23 protein-coding genes are annotated in these 21434 nt (G+C 66.6%); all 23 read right to left on the reverse strand.

Going from position 1 to position 21434, the window contains the following annotated elements:
- Nucleotides 1-181: 181 nt before the first annotated feature.
- The 23 genes from hemE to ACO07H_RS21720 all read right to left on the reverse strand — a co-directional run bounded on the left by hemE (nt 182) and on the right by ACO07H_RS21720 (nt 21411).
- Nucleotides 182-1261 carry a uroporphyrinogen decarboxylase gene (gene hemE / locus ACO07H_RS21610; protein WP_422018009.1) on the reverse strand — a complete coding sequence of 360 codons (1080 nt, stop codon included), beginning with the start codon at nt 1259-1261 and terminating at the stop codon, nt 182-184.
- A gap of 32 nt (nt 1262-1293) precedes the next feature.
- The gene (locus ACO07H_RS21615) at nt 1294-2127 is read right to left on the reverse strand and encodes a D-hexose-6-phosphate mutarotase (protein WP_422018011.1); all 834 of its coding nucleotides are present in this window, start codon (nt 2125-2127) and stop codon (nt 1294-1296) included.
- A 173-nt stretch (nt 2128-2300) separates the two neighbouring features.
- Entirely contained in the window at nt 2301-3263 is a 963-nt protein-coding gene (locus tag ACO07H_RS21620; protein ID WP_422018013.1) for a CsgG/HfaB family protein, read from the reverse strand.
- Nucleotides 3264-3342: 79 nt separating this feature from the next.
- Complete coding sequence (locus ACO07H_RS21625; RefSeq protein ID WP_422018015.1) at nt 3343-3729, reverse strand: hypothetical protein; 387 nt, start codon at nt 3727-3729, stop codon at nt 3343-3345.
- Between the two features lie 247 nt (nt 3730-3976).
- Nucleotides 3977-4390 carry a F0F1 ATP synthase subunit epsilon gene (locus ACO07H_RS21630; protein ID WP_422018017.1) on the reverse strand — a complete coding sequence of 138 codons (414 nt, stop codon included), beginning with the start codon at nt 4388-4390 and terminating at the stop codon, nt 3977-3979.
- A gap of 75 nt (nt 4391-4465) precedes the next feature.
- Entirely contained in the window at nt 4466-5878 is a 1413-nt protein-coding gene (gene atpD, locus ACO07H_RS21635) for a F0F1 ATP synthase subunit beta (protein ID WP_422018019.1), read from the reverse strand.
- 42 nt (nt 5879-5920) lie between these two features.
- On the reverse strand, nt 5921-6805 hold the full coding sequence (gene atpG, locus ACO07H_RS21640; RefSeq protein ID WP_422018021.1) for a F0F1 ATP synthase subunit gamma: 885 nt from the start codon (nt 6803-6805) through the stop codon (nt 5921-5923).
- A gap of 61 nt (nt 6806-6866) precedes the next feature.
- Entirely contained in the window at nt 6867-8420 is a 1554-nt protein-coding gene (gene atpA, locus ACO07H_RS21645) for a F0F1 ATP synthase subunit alpha (RefSeq protein WP_422018023.1), read from the reverse strand.
- Nucleotides 8421-8518: 98 nt separating this feature from the next.
- A complete protein-coding gene (locus tag ACO07H_RS21650; RefSeq protein WP_422018025.1) occupies nt 8519-9052 on the reverse strand; it encodes a F0F1 ATP synthase subunit delta in 534 nt (177 codons plus the stop codon).
- Entirely contained in the window at nt 9053-9523 is a 471-nt protein-coding gene (locus tag ACO07H_RS21655; RefSeq protein WP_422018027.1) for a F0F1 ATP synthase subunit B, read from the reverse strand.
- A 74-nt stretch (nt 9524-9597) separates the two neighbouring features.
- Nucleotides 9598-9873 carry a F0F1 ATP synthase subunit C gene (atpE, locus tag ACO07H_RS21660; protein WP_422018029.1) on the reverse strand — a complete coding sequence of 92 codons (276 nt, stop codon included), beginning with the start codon at nt 9871-9873 and terminating at the stop codon, nt 9598-9600.
- A 79-nt stretch (nt 9874-9952) separates the two neighbouring features.
- The gene (gene atpB, locus ACO07H_RS21665; RefSeq protein WP_422018031.1) at nt 9953-10819 is read right to left on the reverse strand and encodes a F0F1 ATP synthase subunit A; all 867 of its coding nucleotides are present in this window, start codon (nt 10817-10819) and stop codon (nt 9953-9955) included.
- 22 nt (nt 10820-10841) lie between these two features.
- Nucleotides 10842-11333 (reverse strand): ATP synthase subunit I, encoded by a 492-nt coding sequence (locus ACO07H_RS21670; RefSeq protein WP_422018033.1) that lies wholly within the window; start codon nt 11331-11333, stop codon nt 10842-10844.
- Nucleotides 11334-11478: 145 nt separating this feature from the next.
- Complete coding sequence (locus tag ACO07H_RS21675; protein ID WP_422018035.1) at nt 11479-12369, reverse strand: SMP-30/gluconolactonase/LRE family protein; 891 nt, start codon at nt 12367-12369, stop codon at nt 11479-11481.
- 17 nt (nt 12370-12386) lie between these two features.
- The gene (locus tag ACO07H_RS21680) at nt 12387-12902 is read right to left on the reverse strand and encodes a GNAT family N-acetyltransferase (RefSeq protein WP_422018037.1); all 516 of its coding nucleotides are present in this window, start codon (nt 12900-12902) and stop codon (nt 12387-12389) included.
- Nucleotides 12903-13075: 173 nt separating this feature from the next.
- Nucleotides 13076-13792, reverse strand: coding sequence for an alanyl-tRNA editing protein (locus tag ACO07H_RS21685; protein WP_422018039.1), 717 nt, complete (start codon nt 13790-13792; stop codon nt 13076-13078).
- Nucleotides 13789-14640 (reverse strand): PhzF family phenazine biosynthesis protein, encoded by an 852-nt coding sequence (locus tag ACO07H_RS21690; protein ID WP_422018041.1) that lies wholly within the window; start codon nt 14638-14640, stop codon nt 13789-13791. The genes ACO07H_RS21685 and ACO07H_RS21690 overlap by 4 nt, the downstream gene beginning before the upstream one ends.
- A complete protein-coding gene (locus tag ACO07H_RS21695; RefSeq protein ID WP_422018043.1) occupies nt 14633-15109 on the reverse strand; it encodes a GNAT family N-acetyltransferase in 477 nt (158 codons plus the stop codon). The genes ACO07H_RS21690 and ACO07H_RS21695 overlap by 8 nt, the downstream gene beginning before the upstream one ends.
- Nucleotides 15099-15821, reverse strand: coding sequence for an ABC transporter ATP-binding protein (locus tag ACO07H_RS21700; RefSeq protein WP_422018045.1), 723 nt, complete (start codon nt 15819-15821; stop codon nt 15099-15101). Before ACO07H_RS21700 ends, ACO07H_RS21695 begins: the two co-directional genes overlap by 11 nt.
- A 66-nt stretch (nt 15822-15887) precedes the next feature.
- Entirely contained in the window at nt 15888-17813 is a 1926-nt protein-coding gene (locus tag ACO07H_RS21705) for an ABC transporter permease subunit (protein ID WP_422018047.1), read from the reverse strand.
- Nucleotides 17814-17874: 61 nt separating this feature from the next.
- Nucleotides 17875-18750 carry a branched-chain amino acid ABC transporter permease gene (locus tag ACO07H_RS21710; RefSeq protein ID WP_422018049.1) on the reverse strand — a complete coding sequence of 292 codons (876 nt, stop codon included), beginning with the start codon at nt 18748-18750 and terminating at the stop codon, nt 17875-17877.
- A 73-nt stretch (nt 18751-18823) separates the two neighbouring features.
- The gene (locus ACO07H_RS21715) at nt 18824-20053 is read right to left on the reverse strand and encodes an ABC transporter substrate-binding protein (RefSeq protein ID WP_422018051.1); all 1230 of its coding nucleotides are present in this window, start codon (nt 20051-20053) and stop codon (nt 18824-18826) included.
- A gap of 149 nt (nt 20054-20202) precedes the next feature.
- Nucleotides 20203-21411 carry a PLP-dependent aminotransferase family protein gene (locus tag ACO07H_RS21720; protein ID WP_422018053.1) on the reverse strand — a complete coding sequence of 403 codons (1209 nt, stop codon included), beginning with the start codon at nt 21409-21411 and terminating at the stop codon, nt 20203-20205.
- Nucleotides 21412-21434: the final 23 nt, after the last annotated feature.

The raw sequence follows: 21434 nt of genomic DNA on the forward strand, positions 1-21434 counted from the left end.
CTGGTGCGCCGCCGCTGCGTTCGCCAGTCTCGATGGGCTTTCGCGGCAGTCCTTGCAAATCAACGACTTAGCAGAAAGTCGGGAAAACTCTTAGCTGCGCCGCACCAACAGAAGTCTTCCGCACCTGCATCCCTTTTTTTGGGGATAAGTCGCATGACAAGCCGCCGATTCGGCGATGTTGTCAAGCCTCGCCGCGCAACCGACGCGAATGCCGATGCACCTCGTCCACCAGCGCCTGGACACTCTCCGGGGGCGTGAACTGGCTGATGCCATGGCCGAGGTTGAAGACATGGCCGTGGCCCGCAGCAGGCTTGCCGAAGCTGTCCAGCACCGCACGCGCCTGCGCGCGCACGGCGTCGGGCGGCGCGAACAGCACGTTGGGGTCCAGGTTGCCCTGCAGGGCGACGCGGTCACCCACGCGGGCGCGTGCGGTGCCGAGGTTCATCGTCCAGTCCAGGCCCACGACGTCCGCGCCAGCGTCGGCGATCTCGTCCAGCCACACGCCGCCGCCCTTGGTGAACAGGATGCGAGGGATGCGCACCCCGTCGTGCTCGGTCTTGACCGCCGCCAGCACCTGGCGCGAATAGGCCAGGCTGAACTGCTGGAAGGCGCCATCCGCCAGCACGCCACCCCAGGAGTCGAACACCATGACCGCCTGCGCACCCGCTTCGATCTGCAGGTTCAGGTAAGCCGAGACGGCACGCGCATTGATGTCCAGGATGCGGTGCATCAGGTCCGGGCGTGAGTACATCAGGCTTTTCACGCGCTGGTAGTCGTCCGAGCCGCCGCCTTCGACCATGTAGCAGGCCAGCGTCCACGGGCTGCCCGAGAAGCCGATCAGCGGCACGCGGCCGTTCAGTGCGCGGCGGATGGACGTGACCGCGTCGAAGACGTAGCGCAGCTTGTCCATGTCGGGCACGTCCAGCGCCGCGACAGCCGCTTCGTCGCGCACGACCTTCGCGAACTTCGGCCCTTCGCCCTGCTGGAACGACAAGCCCAGGCCCATCGCGTCGGGCACGGTCAGGATGTCGCTGAACAGGATGGCCGCGTCCAGCGGGAAGCGCTCCAGCGGCTGCAGCGTCACCTCGGTGGCGTAGTCGGTGCTGGTGGCCAGGCCCATGAAACTGCCCGCCTTCTCGCGCGTGGCGCGGTACTCGGGCAGGTAGCGGCCCGCCTGGCGCATCAGCCAGATCGGCGTGTGCTCGGTGGGCTGGCGCAGACAGGCGCGCAGGAAGCTGTCGTTTTGCAGGGGGGCGAACATGGGGCTCATTATCCGTGGCAGATGTCGCCGGTTCAGACCAGGCTCAGGCTCTGCCTGCCGACCCAGCTTTCGCCCGCCTGCAACTCGACGGGCCGGCCAATGCTGGCCGCCTCCACGCACAGCATTTCCGACCAGCCTTCCGGCGGCATGTCCGGCAGTTGGGCACAACGCTCGGGACCCGGGTTCCAGACCACCGCATCCTCGAAACCCTGCTGGCGGATGACCACCTGGCGGCGCTCCTCGGCCACCAGCAGCGGGCGCTCCTTCACGCCGAAGTAGATGCGGTCCAGGTCCAGCACGCCCTTCTCGCCCGTCAGCAGCAGGTCCATGCGCTGCAGTGCTTCCGCCTTCTTGACGTTGTCCCAGTAGCGCAGGCCGGCCAGACCTTCGACGCTGACCGCGTCCAGGTCCGCCACGCGCAGGTAGGTGTGCAAGGCTGCCGTGAACTGCAGGCTCGCGTCGCCGGTGTTGTCGCAGGCCAGCTCGATGTCGAGCTCGCGTCCGCCGATGCGCACGCTCAGCTCCAGCTCGAAGGCATGCGGCCAGAGCTGTCGCGTGTCCTCGCTGTCCTGCAGGCGCAACACGACGAGCACGTCGTCCTTGCCCTGCTGCTGGCTCACCAGTTCCCACAGCGCGGTGCGCGCGAAGCCGTGGCGCGGCCCCGGACCGCGCTCGGAGAACTGCGGAAAGATCACCGGCACGCCGCCACGGATGGCCTTGCCGGCAGTGAACTCGCTGCGCGGGGACAGGTACAGCTGTTCAACGCCGCCTGCCGGGCGCCAGGACAGCAGATGGCCGCCCAGCAAGCTGAGTTCGGCCTGCGCGCCGTCGGGCGCGGTGATGAGCAAGTTGTTGGGACTTTTCATGGCAGTTCGCAAACACGGACGGCAGGCGCGAGGCCTGCCGTCAAACTTTGCGCCGCAGGGCGCGGCCGATCAATTACTTCGGAGCTTGAGTGTCGACACGGTCGCTCTGCAATGCCCAGGCATCCGCTCCCGGCGAGCCGCGTCAACAACTCGCCTGTGCAGGATACGGGCGCTCAACTGCCCTTCGCCCCGGACGCTGCGGCCGCGGGCTTCGCCGCCGGCTTGGCGGCCGGCTTCGGAGCCGGCTTGGGCGCGGCAGCGGGTGCCGCCTTGGGTGCGGCGGCGGCGGCGTCGACTTCCTTGGACGCTGCCGTCGAGCCTCCCTGCACGCCCAGGCGACCGCCAGCGCCCAGACCACCCTTGACGGTTTGCGCCTTGTAGTTGCGCAGCGCCTTGACCATCTGGTTGAACGAGTCCGCGAAGGCGGCGACGATGACCTTGCCCTGCGGCGTCTTGGCGTAGGCGCTGCCGCCCACCGCGCTGCCACCCAGGAAGCTGAAGCCGCCGACGCCGAAGTCGAAATTCTTGGCCGTGCCTTCGGCCGCGGAGATCTGCACGCCCGAGCGGTTGTCCACCAGCAGCAGCGTGGTCGAGGCTTCGTTCTTGCTGACGTTGGCGGCCACGGCCGTCAGCAGGCCGATGGCACCGGTGCCGATGCCACCGCCACCACCGCCGGTCTTGCCGGAAAACTGGATTTCGGGGCTCAACGTGTAATCGGCCGCGACGATCTGGCCCTGGCCAAAGTTGCTGCCGGCCCGGGTTTCGCCCGACTGCATCAGCGCACGCTCGCGTTCCATGTTGGCGAAGGCACGGCCGCGCTCGACGACGACGAAGCAATTGCTTTGCTGGATCATCAGGCGCAGCACCGGGACGGTCGAGCCGAGTTGGCGCTCACGCAATTGGAACCACCACGGCGCCTGGGTGTCTTCCTGCAGCGTGATGGTGCCCAGCGTTTCGTCGCAGCGCTCCAGCTTGCTGTTCTGGTTTTCGGCCTGCCCGCCACCCGCGGCACCGGACACGGTGCCTTTGTCTTCACCCATCGTCGGGGCGGTGGCCAGGCATCCGGCCAGCAGCAGCGGGCTGAGGACGAGACCGGTGTTGCGCGCGGCACGGGCCACGTCTTTGAGTGCTGTCATGCAAGTGCTCCTAGTGTGCAAGCGTTATGAAGGGTAACGCCAAGTTAAGTCGAGGCGCATCGCGCGCGCCCTCTTTTCTTCAGTCGCCGGGCGTGGCAGGCGCAATGCCGTAGTGCCCGCCCACGGTCTGCAGATGCGGGTTGCCGATCCAGATGCTGGTGCCGAAGACGTCGGAGCAGCCACCCCAGGCGATCTCGGACGAACGCACCGGCTCGTTGCGCGTCTGGGTGTAGACGGTGACGGTGCTGTCCGACGGCCCGATGCTGTAGCAGACCCGCGCCCACACCGCGCGCGGCGCAGCCATCAGCACCGAGACGGACGACTCGACCTGCCCGTCGGAGGGCTTGGCCATCCACTTCGTGCCGTGGCTGGGCCCGGGGTTGTAGCTGAAGACATAAGGAACCTGGGCCAGCGCGGCCACCGACAGCACGCTCGTCAGGCCGAAGATCAAGGGCTTGAACTTCATGGTCTCAGGTGTCTCCGTTGAAACGCCCCGGCGCTCGGCTCGGGGCGGATTGGCAAGCCCGCAATCCTACGTGCGCCTCGCCGCGCCGGCTCTACCCATACGAGCAATATTCCCCACCCGAAATACGGGGGAGCGCACTGTCCTGTGGGGCGTTGACGGCGGCGACGACAGCCCACTCCGCCACAAATGCAAATGGGCGTCGGAGTGACCCGACGCCCATTCTGGAAGCGGTCGACGCGGCGGCGTCTTACTTCTTGCGGAACTTCTGCAGCGCTGCGATCTGGGCAGCGAGGCCCATCAGTTCGTTCTGGATGGCCGCCTGGTCGAGCTTGTCCTTGGCGTTGCGCAGCGCTTCCTCGGCGATCTTCTTCGCTTCAAGCGCCTTGGCCTCGTCCAGGTCCTTGCCGCGAATGGCGGTGTCGGCCAGCACGGTGACGCGGTTCGGCTGAACCTCGAGGATGCCGCCGGCGACGAAAACGAATTCTTCGGTGCCGTCAGGGCGCTCGATGCGCACGGCGCCCGGCTTGATGCGGGTGATCAGCGGCGTGTGCTTGGGCAGGATGCCCAGCTCGCCGGCTTCGCCCGGCAGGGCAACGAACTTGGCCTCGCCGGAGAAGATCTGCTCTTCGGCGGAGACCACGTCGACGTGGAGGGTTGCCATGTCAATCTTCCTTAGCGATTCAAAGTTGAAGAAGGTTCTGCGGGAGACCGGGCGCGCGGAGCGCCCCTGTCAACATCACTGAATCTTCTTGGCCTTTTCAAACGCCTCATCAATCGTGCCGACCATGTAGAACGCCTGCTCCGGCAGGTGGTCGCACTCGCCGGCCACGATCATCTTGAAGCCGCGGATGGTTTCCTTCAGCGGCACGTACTTGCCGGGCGAGCCGGTGAAGACTTCGGCGACGTGGAAGGGCTGCGACAGGAAGCGCTGAATCTTGCGGGCGCGGGCCACCGACAGCTTGTCTTCCGGCGACAGTTCGTCCATGCCCAGGATGGCGATGATGTCGCGCAGTTCCTTGTAGCGCTGCAGCACCTGCTGCACGGCACGGGTCGTCGTGTAGTGCTCTTCGCCGACGACGTTGGGGTCGATCTGGCGGCTGGTCGAGTCCAGCGGGTCCACGGCGGGGTAGATGCCCAGCGAGGCGATGTCACGCGACAGCACGACGGTGGCGTCCAGGTGGGCGAAGGTCGTGGCAGGCGACGGGTCGGTCAGGTCGTCCGCGGGGACGTAGACGGCCTGGATGGACGTGATCGAGCCGACCTTGGTCGACGTGATGCGCTCCTGCAGGCGGCCCATTTCCTCGGCCAGCGTCGGCTGGTAGCCCACGGCGGAAGGCATGCGACCCAGCAGTGCGGACACTTCGGTACCGGCCAGCGTGTAGCGGTAGATGTTGTCCACGAAGAACAGCACGTCCTTGCCTTCGTCGCGGAACGACTCGGCGATGGTCAGGCCGGTCAGCGCGACGCGCAGACGGTTGCCCGGGGGCTCGTTCATCTGGCCGTAGACCATGGCGACCTTGGAGTCTTCGAGCTTGTCCTGCACGACGACGCCGGAGTCCGACATCTCGTGATAGAAGTCGTTGCCCTCACGGGTGCGCTCACCCACGCCGGCGAACACGGACAGACCGCTGTGCGCCTTGGCGATGTTGTTGATGAGCTCCATCATGTTCACGGTCTTGCCGACGCCGGCGCCGCCGAACAGGCCCACCTTGCCGCCCTTGGCGAACGGGCAGATCAGGTCGATCACCTTGATGCCGGTTTCCAGCAGGTCCTGCGACGGGCTCAGCTCGTCGTAGGCGGGTGCCGCGCGGTGGATGGAGGCGGTCAGGCTGGACGAGACCGGGCCACGTTCGTCGATGGGGTTGCCCAGCACGTCCATGATGCGGCCGAGGGTGGCCTTGCCGACCGGCACCTGGATGGTGTCGCCGGTGTTGAAGACTTCGGTGCCGCGGCGCAGGCCGTCCGAACTGCCCAGGGCAATCGTCCGCACCACGCCGTCACCCAACTGCTGCTGGACTTCCAGCGTCAGGGCGGAGCCTTCCATCTTCAGCGCGTCGTACACCTTGGGCATGCGGTCGCGCGGGAATTCCACGTCCACGACGGCGCCAATGCACTGAACGATCTTGCCGACTGCTTGAGTGTTAGCCATTTTTGCGTTCCTTCAATTCAATTCTTTGCGTGCCGAATCGACTCAACCGACCGCGGCCGCGCCGCTGACGATCTCGGACAACTCTTTGGTGATCGCGGCCTGGCGGGTCTTGTTGTAGACCAGCTTCAGCTCACCGATCAGCGTGCCGGCGTTGTCGGTCGCGGCCTTCATGGCCACCATGCGGGCGGACTGCTCGCTGGCCATGTTCTCGGCGACGGCCTGGAAGACCAGCGCTTCCGTGTAGCGCATCAGCAGCTCGTTGATGACGGTGGCGGCGTCCGGCTCGTAGATGTAGTCCCACGAGTGGCCGGCCTGGCCTTGCGCATCGGGCGTCGCCATGTCTGCGGCCTTCAGCGGCAGCAACTGGTGCACCTTCACCTCTTGCTTCATCGTGTTGATGAACTGCGTGTAGCAGAGGTAGACGGCGGACAGCTTACCTTCGGCGTACGCGTCCAGCAGCACCTTGACGGGGCCGATCAGGGCCTCGATGTGGGGCTGGTCGCCGAGCTGCGTGGCATGGGCAACGACCTTGGCGCCGACGCGGTTCATGAAGCCCAGGCCCTTGCCGCCGATGGCGACGACCTCGGCCGACTGGCCAACTGCCTCCAGCTCCTTGAGCTTGGACGCTGCCGCGCGCAGCAGGTTGGTGTTGAGACCACCGCACAGGCCCTTGTCCGTCGTGACGACGACCATGCCCACCTTCTTCGCTTCCTCGTTCTTGACGAGGAAGGGATGACGGTACTCGGGATTGGCCTTGGCCAGTTCAGCCGCGATGTTGCCGATCTTCTCGGCATAAGGACGGGCCGACCGCATCCGCTCCTGCGCCTTGCGCATCTTGGATGCGGCGACCATCTCCATCGCCTTGGTGATCTTCTTGGTGTTCTCGACCGACTTGATCTTGCCGCGGATTTCTTTGCTTGAAGCCATTCGAACTCCTAGTCAGTGCAGGGCTGAGTGTTGAGGCTCGGCCCCGCGTTACCGTGGCTTCTTAAGCGAAGGACTTCTTGAAGGCGGTGATGGCCGCATTCAGTTCAGCTTCCGCATCCTTGTCCATCGCCTTGTCGGCTTCCAGCTTGGCAAGCAGCGCGGCGTGGCTGGTCTTCAGGTACTGGTGCAGGCCGTGCTCGAAGGCCAGGACCTTCTTCACTTCGATGCTGTCCATGAAGCCCTTGTTGGCGGCGTACAGCGACGCGCCCATCAGCGAGATGGACAGCGGCGAGTACTGCGCCTGCTTCAGCAGCTCCGTCACGCGGGCGCCGCGGTCCAGCTGCTTGCGGGTGGCTTCGTCCAGGTCGGAGGCGAACTGCGCGAACGCGGCCAGCTCACGGTACTGCGCCAGGTCGGTACGGATACCGCCGGACAGCGACTTGATCAGCTTGGTTTGCGCGGCACCACCGACGCGCGACACCGAGATGCCGGCGTTGATGGCGGGGCGGATACCGGCGTTGAACAGGCTGGTTTCCAGGAAGATCTGGCCGTCGGTGATCGAGATCACATTGGTCGGCACGAAGGCGGACACGTCGCCGGCCTGCGTCTCGATGATCGGCAGGGCCGTCAGCGAGCCGGTCTTGCCCTTGACTTCACCCTTGGTGAAGGCTTCGACGTAGTCGGCGTTCACGCGGGCGGCGCGCTCCAGCAGGCGGCTGTGCAGATAGAACACGTCGCCGGGGTAGGCTTCGCGGCCCGGCGGGCGGCGCAGCAGCAGCGAGACCTGGCGGTAGGCGACGGCCTGCTTGGACAGGTCGTCGTAAATGATCAGCGCGTCCTGACCGCGGTCGCGGAAGTACTCGCCCATCGTGCAGCCCGAGTAGGCCGACACGTATTGCATCGCGGCCGATTCGGACGCCGAGGCGGCCACGACGATGGTGTATTCCATCGCACCGGCTTGCTCCAGAGCACGCACCACGTTCTTGATCGACGACGCCTTCTGGCCGATGGCGACGTAGACGCAGGTCATGTTCTGACCCTTCTGGTTGATGATCGCGTCGATGGCGACGGCGGTCTTGCCCGTCTGACGGTCACCAATGATCAGTTCGCGCTGGCCGCGGCCGACGGGCACCATGGAGTCGATGGACTTCAGGCCGGTCTGCACGGGCTGGTCGACCGACTTGCGGGCGATCACGCCCGGGGCGACCTTCTCGATGACGTCGGTCATCTTGGCGTTGATCGGGCCCTTGCCGTCGATGGGCTCGCCCAGTGCGTTGACGACGCGGCCGATCAGCTCGGGGCCGACCGGCACTTCCAGGATGCGGCCCGTGCACTTGACGGTGTCGCCTTCCGAGATGTGCTCGTAGGCACCCAGGATCACGGCGCCGACGGAGTCGCGCTCAAGGTTCAGCGCCAGGCCGAAAGTCTGGCTGCCGTCCTTGGCAACCGGGAATTCGAGCATTTCGCCCTGCATCACGTCCGACAGGCCGTGGACGCGGACGATGCCGTCGGAAACGGACACGACGGTGCCCTGGTTGCGGATGTCCGAACCGACACCAAGACCTTCGATGCGGCTCTTGATCAGTTCGGAAATTTCAGCGGGATTGAGTTGCATGCTGGGTCTCCAGTACCCGGAGCGGCCAGACCGTTGCCATGGGGCGGGTCAGTCGCAGGGTGAATCGATGGGATGTCTTGCGGTGGCTCGGGCAGCCGTCAGGCAGTCAGGGCGACCTTCATGCGCTCAAGGCGGGCCTTGACGGAGGTGTCCAGCACCTCGTCGCCGACCACCACGCGCACGCCGCCAATCAGCGCCGGCTCGATCTGCACATGCGCGTCAAGCTTGCGGCCGAAGCGCTGCTCCAGCGTCGTCTTCAGCTCGGCCAACTGGGCGTCGCTGATGTCGTAGGCGCTGTAGATGTGCGCGTCGGACACGCCGGAAGCGGCATTGGCCAGCACGTGGTACTGGGCAACGACTTCGGGCAGCGCCGCGAGACGGCCGTTCTCGATCACGGCGCGCAGGAAGTTCTGCACGCCCGGCGCCAGGTCCTGCTTGGCAGCCGCGGCAATGACCGCGAGCACCTGTTCGGGCTGAGCCTTCGGGTGATCGGCAAACTGGCGCAGATCGGCGTCCTGCGCCACCTGGGCCAGCGCGTCGAGTTGACTACCCCAGGCCGCCAGGTCCTGAGACTTGGCAAACTGGAAAAGCGCTTCCGCGTAGGGGCGGGCGATGGTGGCGATTTCGGCCATTTACAGCTCCGTCTTCAGGCGAGCCAGCAACTCGGCGTGAACGCCGGCGTTGACTTCCTTCTGCAGGATCTGCTCGGCGCCCTTGACGGCCAGCGCGGCGACCTGCTCGCGCAGGACTTCGCGAGCACGGGACACCTGCTGCTCGGCATCGGCCTTGGCGGCGGCCAGGATCTTGGCGCCTTCTTCCTCGGCGCGGCCCTTGGCGGCGTCGACGATGGCCGCCGCGCGCTTCTCGGCATCCGAGATCAGCTTGCCGGACTCGGCCTTGGTCTGAGCCAGTTCCTTGGCGATCTGCGCTTCGGCGCCGGCCAGTTCGGCCTTGGCCTTGTCGGCAGCGGACAGGCCAGCGGCGATCTTCGCGGCACGCTCGTCGAGCGCCTTGATGATCGGCGGCCACACATACTTCATCGTGAACCCGACCAGGATCAGGAACACGATCATCTGAACGATGAGCGACGCGTTAATAAACACGGTGGTGCCTCACAAAGTTTCGAGTGCGGAAACCGCCGGGGCAACCGCGGCCACGGCGGGTCGACAACATCGAATTACTTGGCGCCAGCAGCCAGCGCGGCGGCGATCTGACCCAGGAACGGGTTGGCGGTGGCGAACCACAGGGCGATACCGGTGCCGATGATGAAGGCCGCGTCGATCAGGCCGGCCAGCAGGAACATCTTGGTCTGCAGTTCGTTCATCAGCTCGGGCTGACGAGCGGCGGACTCAAGGTACTTGCTGCCCATGATGCCGATACCGATACAAGCACCGAAGGCGCCCAGACCAATGATCAGACCAGCGGCGAGAGCAACAAAGCTAATGACTTCCACGATGACTCCTTAGAGGATTTAGAGAGAGAAAGGGTTGAGGGAAAACTGCTTGGAAAAAAGCGGCTCGATCGACGTGCAATCAGTGCGCGTCGTGCGCCTGGCCGATGTAGACCAGCGTCAGCATCATGAACACGAACGCCTGCAGCGTGATGATCAGGATGTGGAAGATCGCCCACACGGAGCCCGCGACGATGTGACCGATGGCCAGGCCGATGCCGGTGGCGGACAGCGTCCAGGCACCACCCATCAGCGCGATCAGCATGAAGATCAGTTCGCCGGCGTACATGTTGCCGAACAGCCGCATGCCGTGCGAGACGGTCTTGGCCACGAACTCGATCATCTGCATCAGGAAGTTGACCGGGTACAGGTAGACCTTGTCACCGAACGGCGCCGCAACGAGCTCATGAGCCCAGCCGCCGGCGCCCTTCATCTTCACGTTGTAGATCAGGCACGTGATCAGCACGCCCAGCGACAGGCCCATGGTCATGGACAGGTCGGCGGTCGGCACGACGCGCAGCTTGGCGTGGTGGTCACCGGTGATCTGCTGCCAGATCCACGGGAACAGGTCCACCGGGAACAAGTCCATCGCATTCATCAGGAAGATCCAGACGAACACGGTCAGGGCCAGCGGCGCGACCAGCTTGCGGCTGTTGGCGTTGTGGACGATGCCCTTGGCCTGGTCGGCGACGATCTCCACCAGGATCTCGACCGCGGCCTGGAAACGACCCGGCACGCCCGACGTGGCCGCCTTCGCGGCGCGCCACAGCAGGAAGCATCCCACCAGGCCCAGCAGCACGCTGAAGAAGATGGAGTCGAGGTTGACGACGGAGAAGTCGACAATGCCCTTCTGGGTGCCGCTCTGCGCGTGCTGCAAATGGTGAATGATGTATTCACCGGCGCTGGGGGCGGCGCCGTTTGCCGATTCAGCGTGGCCTTCTGCTGCCATGTTTCGTCCTGCCTCGTCAGTTCTATTTGCGGCCGCGCCACGCGAGCGCCAGCCAGTTCACTTTGATGCACACCGCGAGGGTGGCCAGCAGGGCCGGCCAACTCAGGCCCGGCACCACTTTCGGCGCCAGCACCAGCATCGCGATCGATGCACCGATTTTCAAAAATTCCCAACCCATGAACCCCGCAGCCGCAGAGACCGCCGAGTTCACATGCTTTGTCATGCCCCGCGCGAGCAGCATGCCAGGCAGCACCACCGCCGCGACGCCATACAGCGACGAGACCATGGCCACGCCAGACGCCGTGAACAGCCGGATCACAGCTGCGCACAACAGGCCCACCACGAGCTGCATCCCCAGCACACGCCAGGGCGACAGCATCGGCAATGCAGACTTCAGTGCCGCCGCCTGCTCCGGGCTCAAGGCCTTGACGGGGGGCTCCTCACTCTCGTCGTCCCAGCCACCGGCCGCGGCAAGCGCGGGGGGCCAGGTCTTTCGGGGGCCGTTGTCGGTCATGGCACGAAATCCTGGAATGACGACTCAACCCCAAGACTGCCAGGGCTGGCTGCACCGCGGCGGCGCGTGAGCACCATCCACAAAGCCCTTCATTATATGTGACGAGTTACACCGGGGTAAACCTGTCCCTGCGACCGGACGGGATTCAGCTCTGCGTCAGCGTCGCAGGCAAGCCCGGTACGTCGACACGCAACCGCAGCACCGCGCCCGCCCATGGCTCGCGCGCGAGTTCGTCGGCGGGGCGCTTCTCGCGCGACGTCGTCACGAAAAGGGTGCGCAGATTGGCGCCGCCAAACGTCGGCATCGTGGGGCAGGTCGCCGGCAGCTCGACGCGCCGCACGACCTCACCGGTCGGCGCGATGCGCAGCAGGCAACCGCCCTCGAACATCGCCACCCAGTAATGCCCGTCGGCATCCATCGCGGCGCCATCGGGGCGGCCGCCATACGGCTCGCCGGCGGTGCGGGGCTTGAATTCGGCAAACACCCGCGGCGCGCGCAGCACGCCCGCCGCCGCGTCGAAGTCAGCCACGTAGATGCGGTGCGCCTTGGTGTCGGACCAATGCAGGCGCTGACCCGAAGGACTCCACGCCAGGCCGTTGGACGTGGTCAGCGCCGGCACCTGCACGGCGAACGCCCCGCCCTCGAAGCGGTAGAGCGCTGCCTCGGGTTCGCGGGCGTCCGAGATGCTGCCGACCCACAGCCGGCCTTCGGGATCGACCTTGCCGTCGTTGAAGCGCAGGCGGGCCGGGTCGTAGGGCGGCAGCGCGATCAGCGCCTGGACGCCGGTGTCCGTGTCCAGCGCCCACAAGCCATCGCGACGCGCGACGAGCAGGCCGCCGCCCGCGCGGGCCGCGATGCAGCCGGGCTCGGCCGCCTGCGGCCACGCATCGGGCTCGACCGCGCCGTCACGCCAGCGCAGGACCTGCCGGCCGGGAATGTCCACGGCGTACAGGCATTGTTCAGTGGGATGCCACAACGGCGATTCGCCGAGCAGGCAGCGGTGGGGGCCCAGGGCTTGGATGTCATCGAGTGCCATGCCGGCACTCTAGGCGGTTATCCGAAGTAACTCGGCCGGAAGACGCCGAGTTCGGCCTTCAGGTAGTGCGCGCCGGGCACGGGGTTGAAATAGAACGGCGGCACCTCCACGAAGCCCAGGCTCTCATACAGGCCACGCGCGGCCTCCATGTCGTCCAGCGTGTCCAGCAGCATGGACGAGTAGCCGGCCTCGGTGGCGCGGTCCATCAGCGCCTGCGCCAGGATACGGCCGAGGCCGAAGCGGCGGAACGCCGGGCGCACGAACAGGCGCTTCATCTCGCAGGCGTTGGGGTAGTCGGCATCGGGCAGCGGCCGGAAGGCACCGCTGCCGGCCACGGCGCCGTCGACGAGCGCCAATAGCATCAGCCCGCCAGGCGGCGCGTAGACACTGGGCAGGCTGTCGAGTTCGGCGTCGAAGCCCTGGAAGCCGAGGTCAACGTTCAGGCTGGCGGCATAGTCGCGCAGCACGAGCCGGGCGTCCTGCCAGTCGGCAGCGGACTCGGGGGTGATGAGCTGGATGTCGGGGCCAACCATAGGCAGCGCAGTTTAGCCAGCGGCGTCAGGCGACCCATCCCAAGGCCATGCACTGGATCAAGCTGGCAGCGGCTGTGCAAAGCCCAGCACGACCCTGCGGGTCTTGGCGCTCTTCTTTTGGTGATCACCCACGTTCGCTGCACTCACATGAGTGCTCCCCGAAGAAGCGCGCTTCAAGCTTCGCTCGACTGGGCAAAGCCCAGCACGACCCTGCGGGTCTTGGCGCTCTTCTTTTCAATCTTGGTCACGACCACAGCTCCGATCTCCGACGTGTTCGACACGTGCGTACCGCCGCAAGGCTGCAGATCGACGCCCTCCACTTCCAGCACGCGGATGCGTCCCAGCCCGCGCGGCGGCTGCACACTCATCGAGCGGACGAGGCCGGGGTTGGCGTCGAGTTCGTCCTCGCTGATCCAGCGGTGCCTGACCGGATGCGCCTCCGACACCAATCGATTCAGGCCGACCTGGATGGCCTCCTTGTCGAACGGCTCGTCCGTGTGGAAGTCCAGCCGCGCGTAGGTCTCGGTGATGGAGCAGCCGTCGACCGGATACGGCAGCAACGCGCACAGCAGGTGCGTGGCCGTGTGGAAGCGCCGATGGGCGTGACGGCGTGCCGCATCGACCTCGATCCGCACGGTGGCGCCGACCGCCGGCAGCTCGCCTTCGACGAGGTGGACGATGGCGCCGGGCTGCAACTTGCTCTTGCGCGTGTCGGTGATGCGCCAGCGCTGTTCGCCGCAGGCCAGCCAGCCGGTGTCGCCCGCCTGGCCGCCGCCCAGCGGGTAGCAGACGGTGCGGTCGAGCGTGACGCCGCCCTCCCCTTGCGCGGTCACCGTCGCCGTGCATTGCAGCAGCGTCGCGTCTTCACGGAAGAGTTCCTCCGTCATCACAACCTCACCTGACCGTGGATCAGCGGCGTCACGTCGCCGCCTATCCACGTGGCCTCGGCGTCGCGCTGCACGTGAACGCGGCCGGCTCGGCCCAGCGCCGCGCCTTGCGCGGCGACGTAGCGGTCGCCCGCCAGGCCCGTCTCCTGCAGCCACAGCGCCAGACCGGCGTTGAGGCTGCCGGTGACGGGATCTTCCGGCACGCCCAGGTCGGGCACGAAGGCGCGCACCTCGAACTGGCATTCGCTGCCCGCCGGGTGAGCGCCGACGACGCCGAGCTTGAGGCCCCGCATCGCGACGAAATCAGGCTGCAGCGCGAGCACGGCGGCCGCGTCGGGCAGGCGGGCGGCCATCCAGCCCGGGCCGTTGTCGACCCACACCAGATCCAGCAAGTCCTCGGGCGCGATGCGCAGCGCCGCGAGGGCCTGCGCACGGCCGGCCGCATCGACCGGGCCGCTGCGCTTGAGCGGCGGCGCGGCAAAAGCCAGGCGGGCGCCGTCGCGCTTCACGCGCACCAGGCCGATGGCGCATTGCTGCACGACCTCGCCGGGCTTCTTCACGTCGCCGCCACTGGCCAGGAAGGCGTGCGCGCTGCCCAGCGTCGGATGGCCCGCGAAGGGCAGCTCACCGCCGGGCGTGAAGATGCGCACGCGGTAGTCGGCACCTCCTGCCGAGCCCTCTTCGGTGGGCGGCAGCAGGAATGTCGTCTCGGACAGGTTCGTCCAGCGCGCGAACGCGGCCATCTCGTCGTCGGACAGGCCACCGGCATCGACGACGACCGCGAGTGCGTTGCCCTTCAGCGGGACGGCGGTGAAGACGTCGACCTGGACGAAACGGCGCAGTTCAGGCATCGGTAGGAGGTGGTGCGGTGAGGTAGATCCCCGGCCGCACGACCTCCATGCCGCGGTCCGGCGTCGCCAGCGGCTTGAAGCCGTAGCGGGCGTACAGCGGATGGGCGTCTCGCGTGAACAGCATGAAGCGTCGCAGGCCTTGCAGGTCCGGGTGGGCGAGCAGGGATTGAACCATCCAATCGGCCAGGCCCTGCCCCCTGTGGTCTTCCAGCACGTAGACGTCGCAGAGGTAGGCGAAGGTGGTGCGGTCGGTGACGACGCGGGCGAACCCGACCTGGCCTGCGTGTTCACCATCGGCGTCGGCATGCAGCGCGATGCACAGCGAGTTGGCGATGGCCCGCTCGATCAATGCCAGCGGGATGCCTTCGCACCAGTAGGCGCGGGTCAGGAAGGCGTGCGCGGCGACGGCGTCAATGTCCTCGGCGGCGAAGCTGAGACGGTAGCCGGGCTTGTCCAACTCAGTGCCCACCGCCGAGGTAGGCGGCCTGCACGGCGGGGTCGTTGCGCAGCTTCTCGGCCGGGCCGTGCACGGCGATGCGGCCGTTCTCCAACACGTAGCCGTAGTCGGCCACCTTCAGCGCAGCCGCAGCGAACTGCTCGACGAGCAACATGGTCACGCCCTCTGCCTTCAGCCGTTCGATGATGCGGAACACCTCGTCGACGAGGATGGGCGCCAGGCCCATGGACGGCTCGTCCAGCAGCACCACCTCGGGATTGAGCATGGTGGCGCGTGCCATCGCCAGCATCTGCTGCTCGCCGCCGGACAGCGTGCCGGCCAGTTGCATGCGGCGCTCCTTCAAACGCGGAAACAGTTCCATCGCCTTTTCGAGGTCGGCCTCCACGTTGCCCTTGGGCCGCGCACCGGTGTAGCGCGGGAAGGCGCCCAGGCGCAGGTTGTCGGTGACCGTCATCGTCGCAAACACGCGGCGGCCTTCGGGCGAGTGGGCCAGGCCCTGGCGGGCGATGTGGTAACTCTCCAGGCCGTCGATGCGCTTGCCGTTCAGCGTGATCTCGCCGCCGGTGGGCGCGATCATGCCGCTCACGGCGCGCATCGTCGTGGTCTTGCCGGCGCCGTTGGAGCCGATCAGCGTCACGACCTGGCCCTTGGGCACTTCCAGCGAAATGCCGTGCAGGACTTGCACCTTGCCGTAGCCGGCGCTGAGGTTCTTGATGGTCAGCATGTCGCTTTTTCAGTCAGTTGAGGACGGCGCTTTTCGCTTCGCTCAAAGGTCCATCCCGCAAAGTCATCAGACTGCCTGACCACCGAGGTAAGCCTCGATGACCTTCTCGTTGGCCTGCACCTCGGCCGGCAGGCCCTCGGCGATCTTCTGGCCGAAGTCCAGCACCGAGACGCGGTCGCACAGGCTCATGACGACGTCCATGTGGTGTTCGATGAGGATGACGGTGACGCCCGCGCCGCGGATCTTGCGGATGATCTCCAGCAGCTCCTTGATGTCCGGCGCGGTCAGGCCGGCGGCCGGCTCGTCCAGCAGCAGCAGCTGCGGGTCCAGCGCCAGCGCGCGGGCGATCTCCAGCAGGCGCTGCTTGCCGTACGGCAGGTTGCGCGCCTCCTCGCTCGCGAGCGACTCCAGGCCGACGAACTCCAGCAAAGCGTGGGCGCGGGCGCGCTGCTCGCGGTCCTCGCGCAGGTAGCGCGGCAAGTGCAGCGCGATGTCGATGAGGTTGCTCTTGAAGCTGTGGTGCAGGCCCACGAGCACGTTCTGCAGCGCCGTCATCTCGCCGAAGAGCTGCACGTTCTGGAAGGTGCGCGCGATGCCGGACAGCGCGATGTCCGACGACGTGCGGCCGGTGACCGACGTGCCCGCGAACAGCACCGAGCCGGCGGTCGGCTGGTAGATGCCGGTCAGCACGTTCATCATCGTGCTCTTGCCGGAGCCGTTGGGGCCGATGAGGCCGTGGATGCTGCCGCGCTGCACGACGAGGTCGACGTTGTTCAGCGCCTTCAGGCCGCCGAACTGCATCAGCACGCCGTTGGCCTTCAGCAGTTCGCCGTCATTTCCGCCCTGGCCCTGACCGCTGGCGCGTGTCAGCGCCGTGGCCTTGGTCGCCGTGGTGTCGCGCTCGTGCTTGGTCTTCAGGTTCAGCGCGTTGCGCACGAAGCCGACGATGCCGTCCTGCAGGTAGTAGACGACGAACAGCGTGATGAGGCCGAAGATGGACAGCCGCCAGTCGGTCATGGTCTCCAGCTTGAAGGAGATGGCCGCCAGCGCGATGCTGCCGACGACGGGAATCAGGGCCGCCTGCTTGGTCAGCTTGCCGCGCTTGAGGCCCACGGCCACCGAGGCCACGACGATCACGGCCAGCACGACGGCACCGGTGCGGAACATCTGCAGGTCGTCCAGCAGCTTGGGCAGCAGCACGATGATGGTGGCGCCCAGCAACGCACCGGTGCGGGTCTTGCGGCCACCCATGATGACGGCCAGCAGGAACATCACCGTCAGCTCGAAGTTGTAGGTGTTGGGGCTGATGTACTGCTCGGAGTACGCGTACAGCGACCCCGCCAGGCCGGCCAGCGCCGCCGAGATGACGAAGGCGTAGACCTTGTAGCGATAGACCGACACGCCCATGCAGTCGGACGCGACCGGGCTGCCGCGCAGCGCCTCGAACGCGCGACCAAGCTGCGAGCGCAGCACGCGGTCCACGAACACCAGCGACGCGATCAGCAGCGCGAGAACCAGCCAGTAGAACTCGGTCTCGTCCAGCGCGTGGCCGAACAGCGAGGGCTTGGTCAGCGTGATGCCCATCGGACCTTCGGTCAGGAAGGTCATCTCGTTGATGAGGATCTGGACGATGGTGCCGAAAGCCAGCGTCACCATCGCGAGGTAGGGGCCGGTCACGCGCAGCGCCGGCAGCGCCAGCACGGCACCGAAGGCCGCCGTCACGGCCAGCGCGGCGGGCAGCGTCACGTACACCGGCGCGTCCAGCTTCAGGATCAGCACGCCGGCCGTGTAGGCCCCGATGCCGAACAGGCCGGCATGGCCGAGAGACACCTGCCCCGTGTAGCCGACCACGATGTCCAGGCCGAACAGCACGATCGCATAGATCATGATGGTCTCGACCAGGTGGATGTAGTACGGGTTGCCGGAGGCGAGCGGGAAGGCGGCGAGGGCTGCGATGGCCGCCGCGCCGAGGACGAGTTTTTTTACATTCATGTTCTCAGCCAGTTGAGGACGGAGCGTTTCGCTTCGCTCAAAGGTCCATCCCGCAACATCATCAGACTTTCTTGATCGCCGTCTTGCCGAACAGGCCCGCAGGCTTGACGGCCAGCACGATCAGCAGCAGCACGAGGCCGGGAACATCCTTGTAGCCGGTGGAGAGGTAGAAGCCCGTCGTCGTCTCGGCCACGCCCAGGATGATGCCGCCCAGGATGATGCCCATGCCGCTGGTCAGCCCGCCGATGATGGCGACGGCGAAGGCCTTCAGGCCCAGCACAGCGCCCATGGTGGCGCCGGTCAGCGTCAGCGGCGCGATCAGCACGCCGGCGAAGGCCGCGCTCAGCGAGGACAGCGCGTACGAGAACGTGATGACCAGGCCCGTGTTGATGCCCATCAGCTTGGCGGCGTCGCGGTCGTTGAAGGTCGCGACGACGGCCTTGCCGTAGATGGACTTGCGGTTGAACACCTCCACCGCCAGCATCATGCCGACGGCGCCGACGATGACGAGGATTTCCATCGGCAGCACGTTGGCGCCCAGGAACTTCATCGGCGACTCGGGCAGCGGCGACGGGAACTTCAGGTCGTCGCGGCCCCAGACGTTCTCGGCCACGTTCTTGAAGATGATGCCCAGCGCGATGGTGGACATGATCCAGCCGAACTCGCTCTTGATCTTCAGCGCGGGCCGCACGCCGATGCGCTCGACCACCGCGCCCTGCACGGCGCCGAACAGGCACACCAGCGGGATCATCAGCCAGTAGTTCACGCCCAGGCCGACCAGCGTCAGGCCCACCAGCGCGCCGAGCATGAGCGCGTCGCCCTGGCCGAAGTTGAGGGTGTCGCTGGTGGCGAAGGTGAGCTGGTAGCCGAAGGCGATGACGGCGTAGATCATGCCCAGCGCAATACCGCTGAACACGAGCTGGGTCAGGATCTGCATGTCAGTCCATCAGAAGAGTTGCGGGAGCGTGGCACGCCCGCCTGCCGACCGCGGCCGGCAGGCGGGCGCCTGATCACTGGCGTTTCTTCTGTTCCATCGCGCCCTTGGCGTTCACGTCCTTGACGCGCACCTCGGAGGCCTTCTTGAAGTCCTCGGGGTAGGCGTAGACGACGCGCTGGCCCTTGACCTCGCCGAACACCGGGATGTTGGCCGTGATGGCCTCGTGGTCGGTCTTGGAGAAGGGCTTGTTGTACGTCGTCACGACGCCTTCCACCGGCGTCTTCAGGTCTTCCAGCGCGGCCTTGATCTTGGGGCCCTCGGTGGAGCCGGCCTGCTTGATGGCGGCGGCCAGCAGGTAGATGGAGTCGTAGCCCTGGGCCGCCGACACCGGCGAGTCCATGCGCGAGTTCTTCGGGTTGAAGGTCTTCAGGTAATTGATGATGAAGCTCTGGCGCTTCGGGGTCGTGGGCTCCTGGATGAAGGTCTGCGGCATGCGCGCGCCTTCGCCGCCGGGGCCGGCGTTGTCGATGTAGTTGGCCATGGACAGCGTCCAGGAGCCGATCATCGGCACCTTCCAGCCCAGCTTGGTCATGCCGTTGGCGATCTGGGCCAGCTCGGGGCCGATGCCGTAGGTCAGGATGGCCTCGGCGCCGGCCTCCTTGGCCTTGAGCAGCTGGGCCGTCATGTCAACGTCCTTGATGTTGAACTTCTCGACGGCGACCGGCGTGATGCCCTTGAGCTTGAGCGCGGCCTCCAGGTCGGCGCGGCCGAGCTGGCCGTAGTTGGTGCTGTCCGCCAGGATGGCGACCTTCTTGAAGCCACGACGGGTGACGGCTTCCTCAACGATCATCGGCGCCTGGATGGAGTCGTGCGCGGCGTTGCGGAAGACGTAGTTCTCGGGCTGGTCCTTGAACTGCAGCGTGATGGCCGAGCCGGTCGCCACGTTGTTCATGACCGGGATCTTGGCGTCCTGGTAGAAGCGCTGCGAGGCCAGGGCCACGCCGGTGTTGATGTAGCCGACCGTGGCGGCGACCTTTTCCTTGTTGATGAGCTCCTGGGCGATCTGCACGCCGCGCTCGTTCTTGGCCTCGTCGTCGCGCTCGATGAGCTGGATCTGCCGGCCCAGCACGCCGCCGGACTTGTTGATCTCGTCGGCCGCCAGGCGCACGCCGTCACGCATGCTGACACCCATGGAGGAAGACCCGCCGGTGAAGGGGCCGGCCACGCCGATCTTGATCGGGTCGGCCGCCTGGGCGCCCAGTGCAAAGGCCGCTGCGGCCACCGCTGTCAAAAACTGCTTCATCGTTTGCCTCGTCTGTCGTTATGCGATCTACCCCGGCAGCTTTGCCGGGGGCCGATTGCATACGATGCCAGAGCGGGAACGACTTGGGGATATGGAAACCCGGGAGACAGGTAAAAGCCCGGGCTTCAGCTCGCTGTCAGGGTTCGCGATTAAGGCGCGTGCTCCGCAGCCACCGCCAACGCCCCGTGCAGCACGCGCCCGAGGGTGGCGACGCCCTCGGCGATCAGGTCCGGCGTCAGCGTGACGAACGACAGCCGCATCGTGCGTGCATCAGCTTGGTGCGCGTAGAAGGCCGCGCCGGGGACGAAGGCGATGCCGGCGTCCACCGCCTGCGGCAGCAGTGCCATCGCGTCCAGCCCCTGGGGCAGGCGAATCCAGAAGAACATGCCGCCCTCGGGCGACTGGTACTCGCAACCCGCCGGCAGATGCTCGCGCAGCGCGGCGGCCATCGCGTCGCGGTTGGCTTTGTAGCGTGCGCGGATGGACGGGATGTGCGCGTCCAGGAAACCGCTCTTCACCACCTCGTAGACGACGCGCTGGTTGAAGCCCGGCGTGTGCAGGTCGGCGGCCTGCTTGGCCTGCAGCAGCTTGGGGTACAGCTCGGTCGGTGCCACGATGTAGCCCAGGCGGAAGCCCGGCGTCAGCACCTTGGAGAACGAGCCCAGGTACATCGAACCCTCGGGCCACAGGCTGGACAGCGAGGCCGGCGGCGGCTGGTCGAACCACAGGTCGCCGTAGGGGTTGTCTTCGACGATGGGCACGCCGGCCCGGCGGGCCGCCTCCACCACGTCGACTCGGCGTTGCGCGCTCATCACGCGGCCGGTGGGGTTCTGGTAGTTGGGCAGCAGGTAGGCGAAGCGGGTGCCGGGTGCGTCATGCGGCAGCGCAGCCAGCGCCTCGGGGCGCGGTCCCTCGTGGTCGCTGGCCAGGCTCGCGAAGATGGGCTCGTAGGGCGTGAACGCCTGCAGCGCGCCCAGATAGGTGGGCGTCTCCACGGCCACCGGGGCGCCAGCATCGCAGAGGATCTTGCCGACCAGGTCCAGCCCCTGCTGCGAGCCGCTGGTGATGAGCACCTGGTCCGGCGACACGTTCATGCCCAGCGCCGCCACGCGCGCCGCCACCCATTCGCGCAGCGGCGCAAAGCCCTCGCTGGCCGCGTACTGCAGCGCCTCGCGCGGGTTGTGCGTCAGCACATGGTCGCAGGCTGCCTTCAGCGCCTCGACCGGGAAGGTGTCCGCGCTCGGCAGGCCGCCGGCCATGGACAGGATGCCCGGCTTTTCGGTGACCTTGAGGATCTCGCGAATGATGGACGGGTTCATCCGCGCCGCGCGGCGGGCTTGGGTCCAGACGGTGGTCATGTCAGGGGTTTCTTGTGATGGCA

This window comes from Roseateles sp. (assembly GCF_965229315.1).
In the GTDB taxonomy this organism is placed as follows: Bacteria; Pseudomonadota; Gammaproteobacteria; order Burkholderiales; family Burkholderiaceae_C; genus Pelomonas.

Bases quoted from the DNA above. Each gene is read 5' to 3' on its own strand.
- hemE (WP_422018009.1), bottom strand. From the start codon at position 1,261: ATGTTCGCCCCCCTGCAAAACGACAGCTTCCTGCGCGCCTGTCTGCGC.
- ACO07H_RS21615 (WP_422018011.1), bottom strand. From the start codon at position 2,127: ATGAAAAGTCCCAACAACTTGCTCATCACCGCGCCCGACGGCGCGCAG.
- ACO07H_RS21620 (WP_422018013.1), bottom strand. From the start codon at position 3,263: ATGACAGCACTCAAAGACGTGGCCCGTGCCGCGCGCAACACCGGTCTC.
- ACO07H_RS21625 (WP_422018015.1), bottom strand. From the start codon at position 3,729: ATGAAGTTCAAGCCCTTGATCTTCGGCCTGACGAGCGTGCTGTCGGTG.
- ACO07H_RS21630 (WP_422018017.1), bottom strand. From the start codon at position 4,390: ATGGCAACCCTCCACGTCGACGTGGTCTCCGCCGAAGAGCAGATCTTC.
- atpD (WP_422018019.1), bottom strand. From the start codon at position 5,878: ATGGCTAACACTCAAGCAGTCGGCAAGATCGTTCAGTGCATTGGCGCC.
- atpG (WP_422018021.1), bottom strand. From the start codon at position 6,805: ATGGCTTCAAGCAAAGAAATCCGCGGCAAGATCAAGTCGGTCGAGAAC.
- atpA (WP_422018023.1), bottom strand. From the start codon at position 8,420: ATGCAACTCAATCCCGCTGAAATTTCCGAACTGATCAAGAGCCGCATC.
- ACO07H_RS21650 (WP_422018025.1), bottom strand. From the start codon at position 9,052: ATGGCCGAAATCGCCACCATCGCCCGCCCCTACGCGGAAGCGCTTTTC.
- atpB (WP_422018031.1), bottom strand. From the start codon at position 10,819: ATGGCAGCAGAAGGCCACGCTGAATCGGCAAACGGCGCCGCCCCCAGC.
- ACO07H_RS21670 (WP_422018033.1), bottom strand. From the start codon at position 11,333: ATGACCGACAACGGCCCCCGAAAGACCTGGCCCCCCGCGCTTGCCGCG.
- ACO07H_RS21675 (WP_422018035.1), bottom strand. From the start codon at position 12,369: ATGGCACTCGATGACATCCAAGCCCTGGGCCCCCACCGCTGCCTGCTC.
- ACO07H_RS21680 (WP_422018037.1), bottom strand. From the start codon at position 12,902: ATGGTTGGCCCCGACATCCAGCTCATCACCCCCGAGTCCGCTGCCGAC.
- ACO07H_RS21690 (WP_422018041.1), bottom strand. From the start codon at position 14,640: ATGCCTGAACTGCGCCGTTTCGTCCAGGTCGACGTCTTCACCGCCGTC.
- ACO07H_RS21700 (WP_422018045.1), bottom strand. From the start codon at position 15,821: ATGCTGACCATCAAGAACCTCAGCGCCGGCTACGGCAAGGTGCAAGTC.
- ACO07H_RS21705 (WP_422018047.1), bottom strand. From the start codon at position 17,813: ATGAATGTAAAAAAACTCGTCCTCGGCGCGGCGGCCATCGCAGCCCTC.
- ACO07H_RS21710 (WP_422018049.1), bottom strand. From the start codon at position 18,750: ATGCAGATCCTGACCCAGCTCGTGTTCAGCGGTATTGCGCTGGGCATG.
- ACO07H_RS21715 (WP_422018051.1), bottom strand. From the start codon at position 20,053: ATGAAGCAGTTTTTGACAGCGGTGGCCGCAGCGGCCTTTGCACTGGGC.
- ACO07H_RS21720 (WP_422018053.1), bottom strand. From the start codon at position 21,411: ATGACCACCGTCTGGACCCAAGCCCGCCGCGCGGCGCGGATGAACCCG.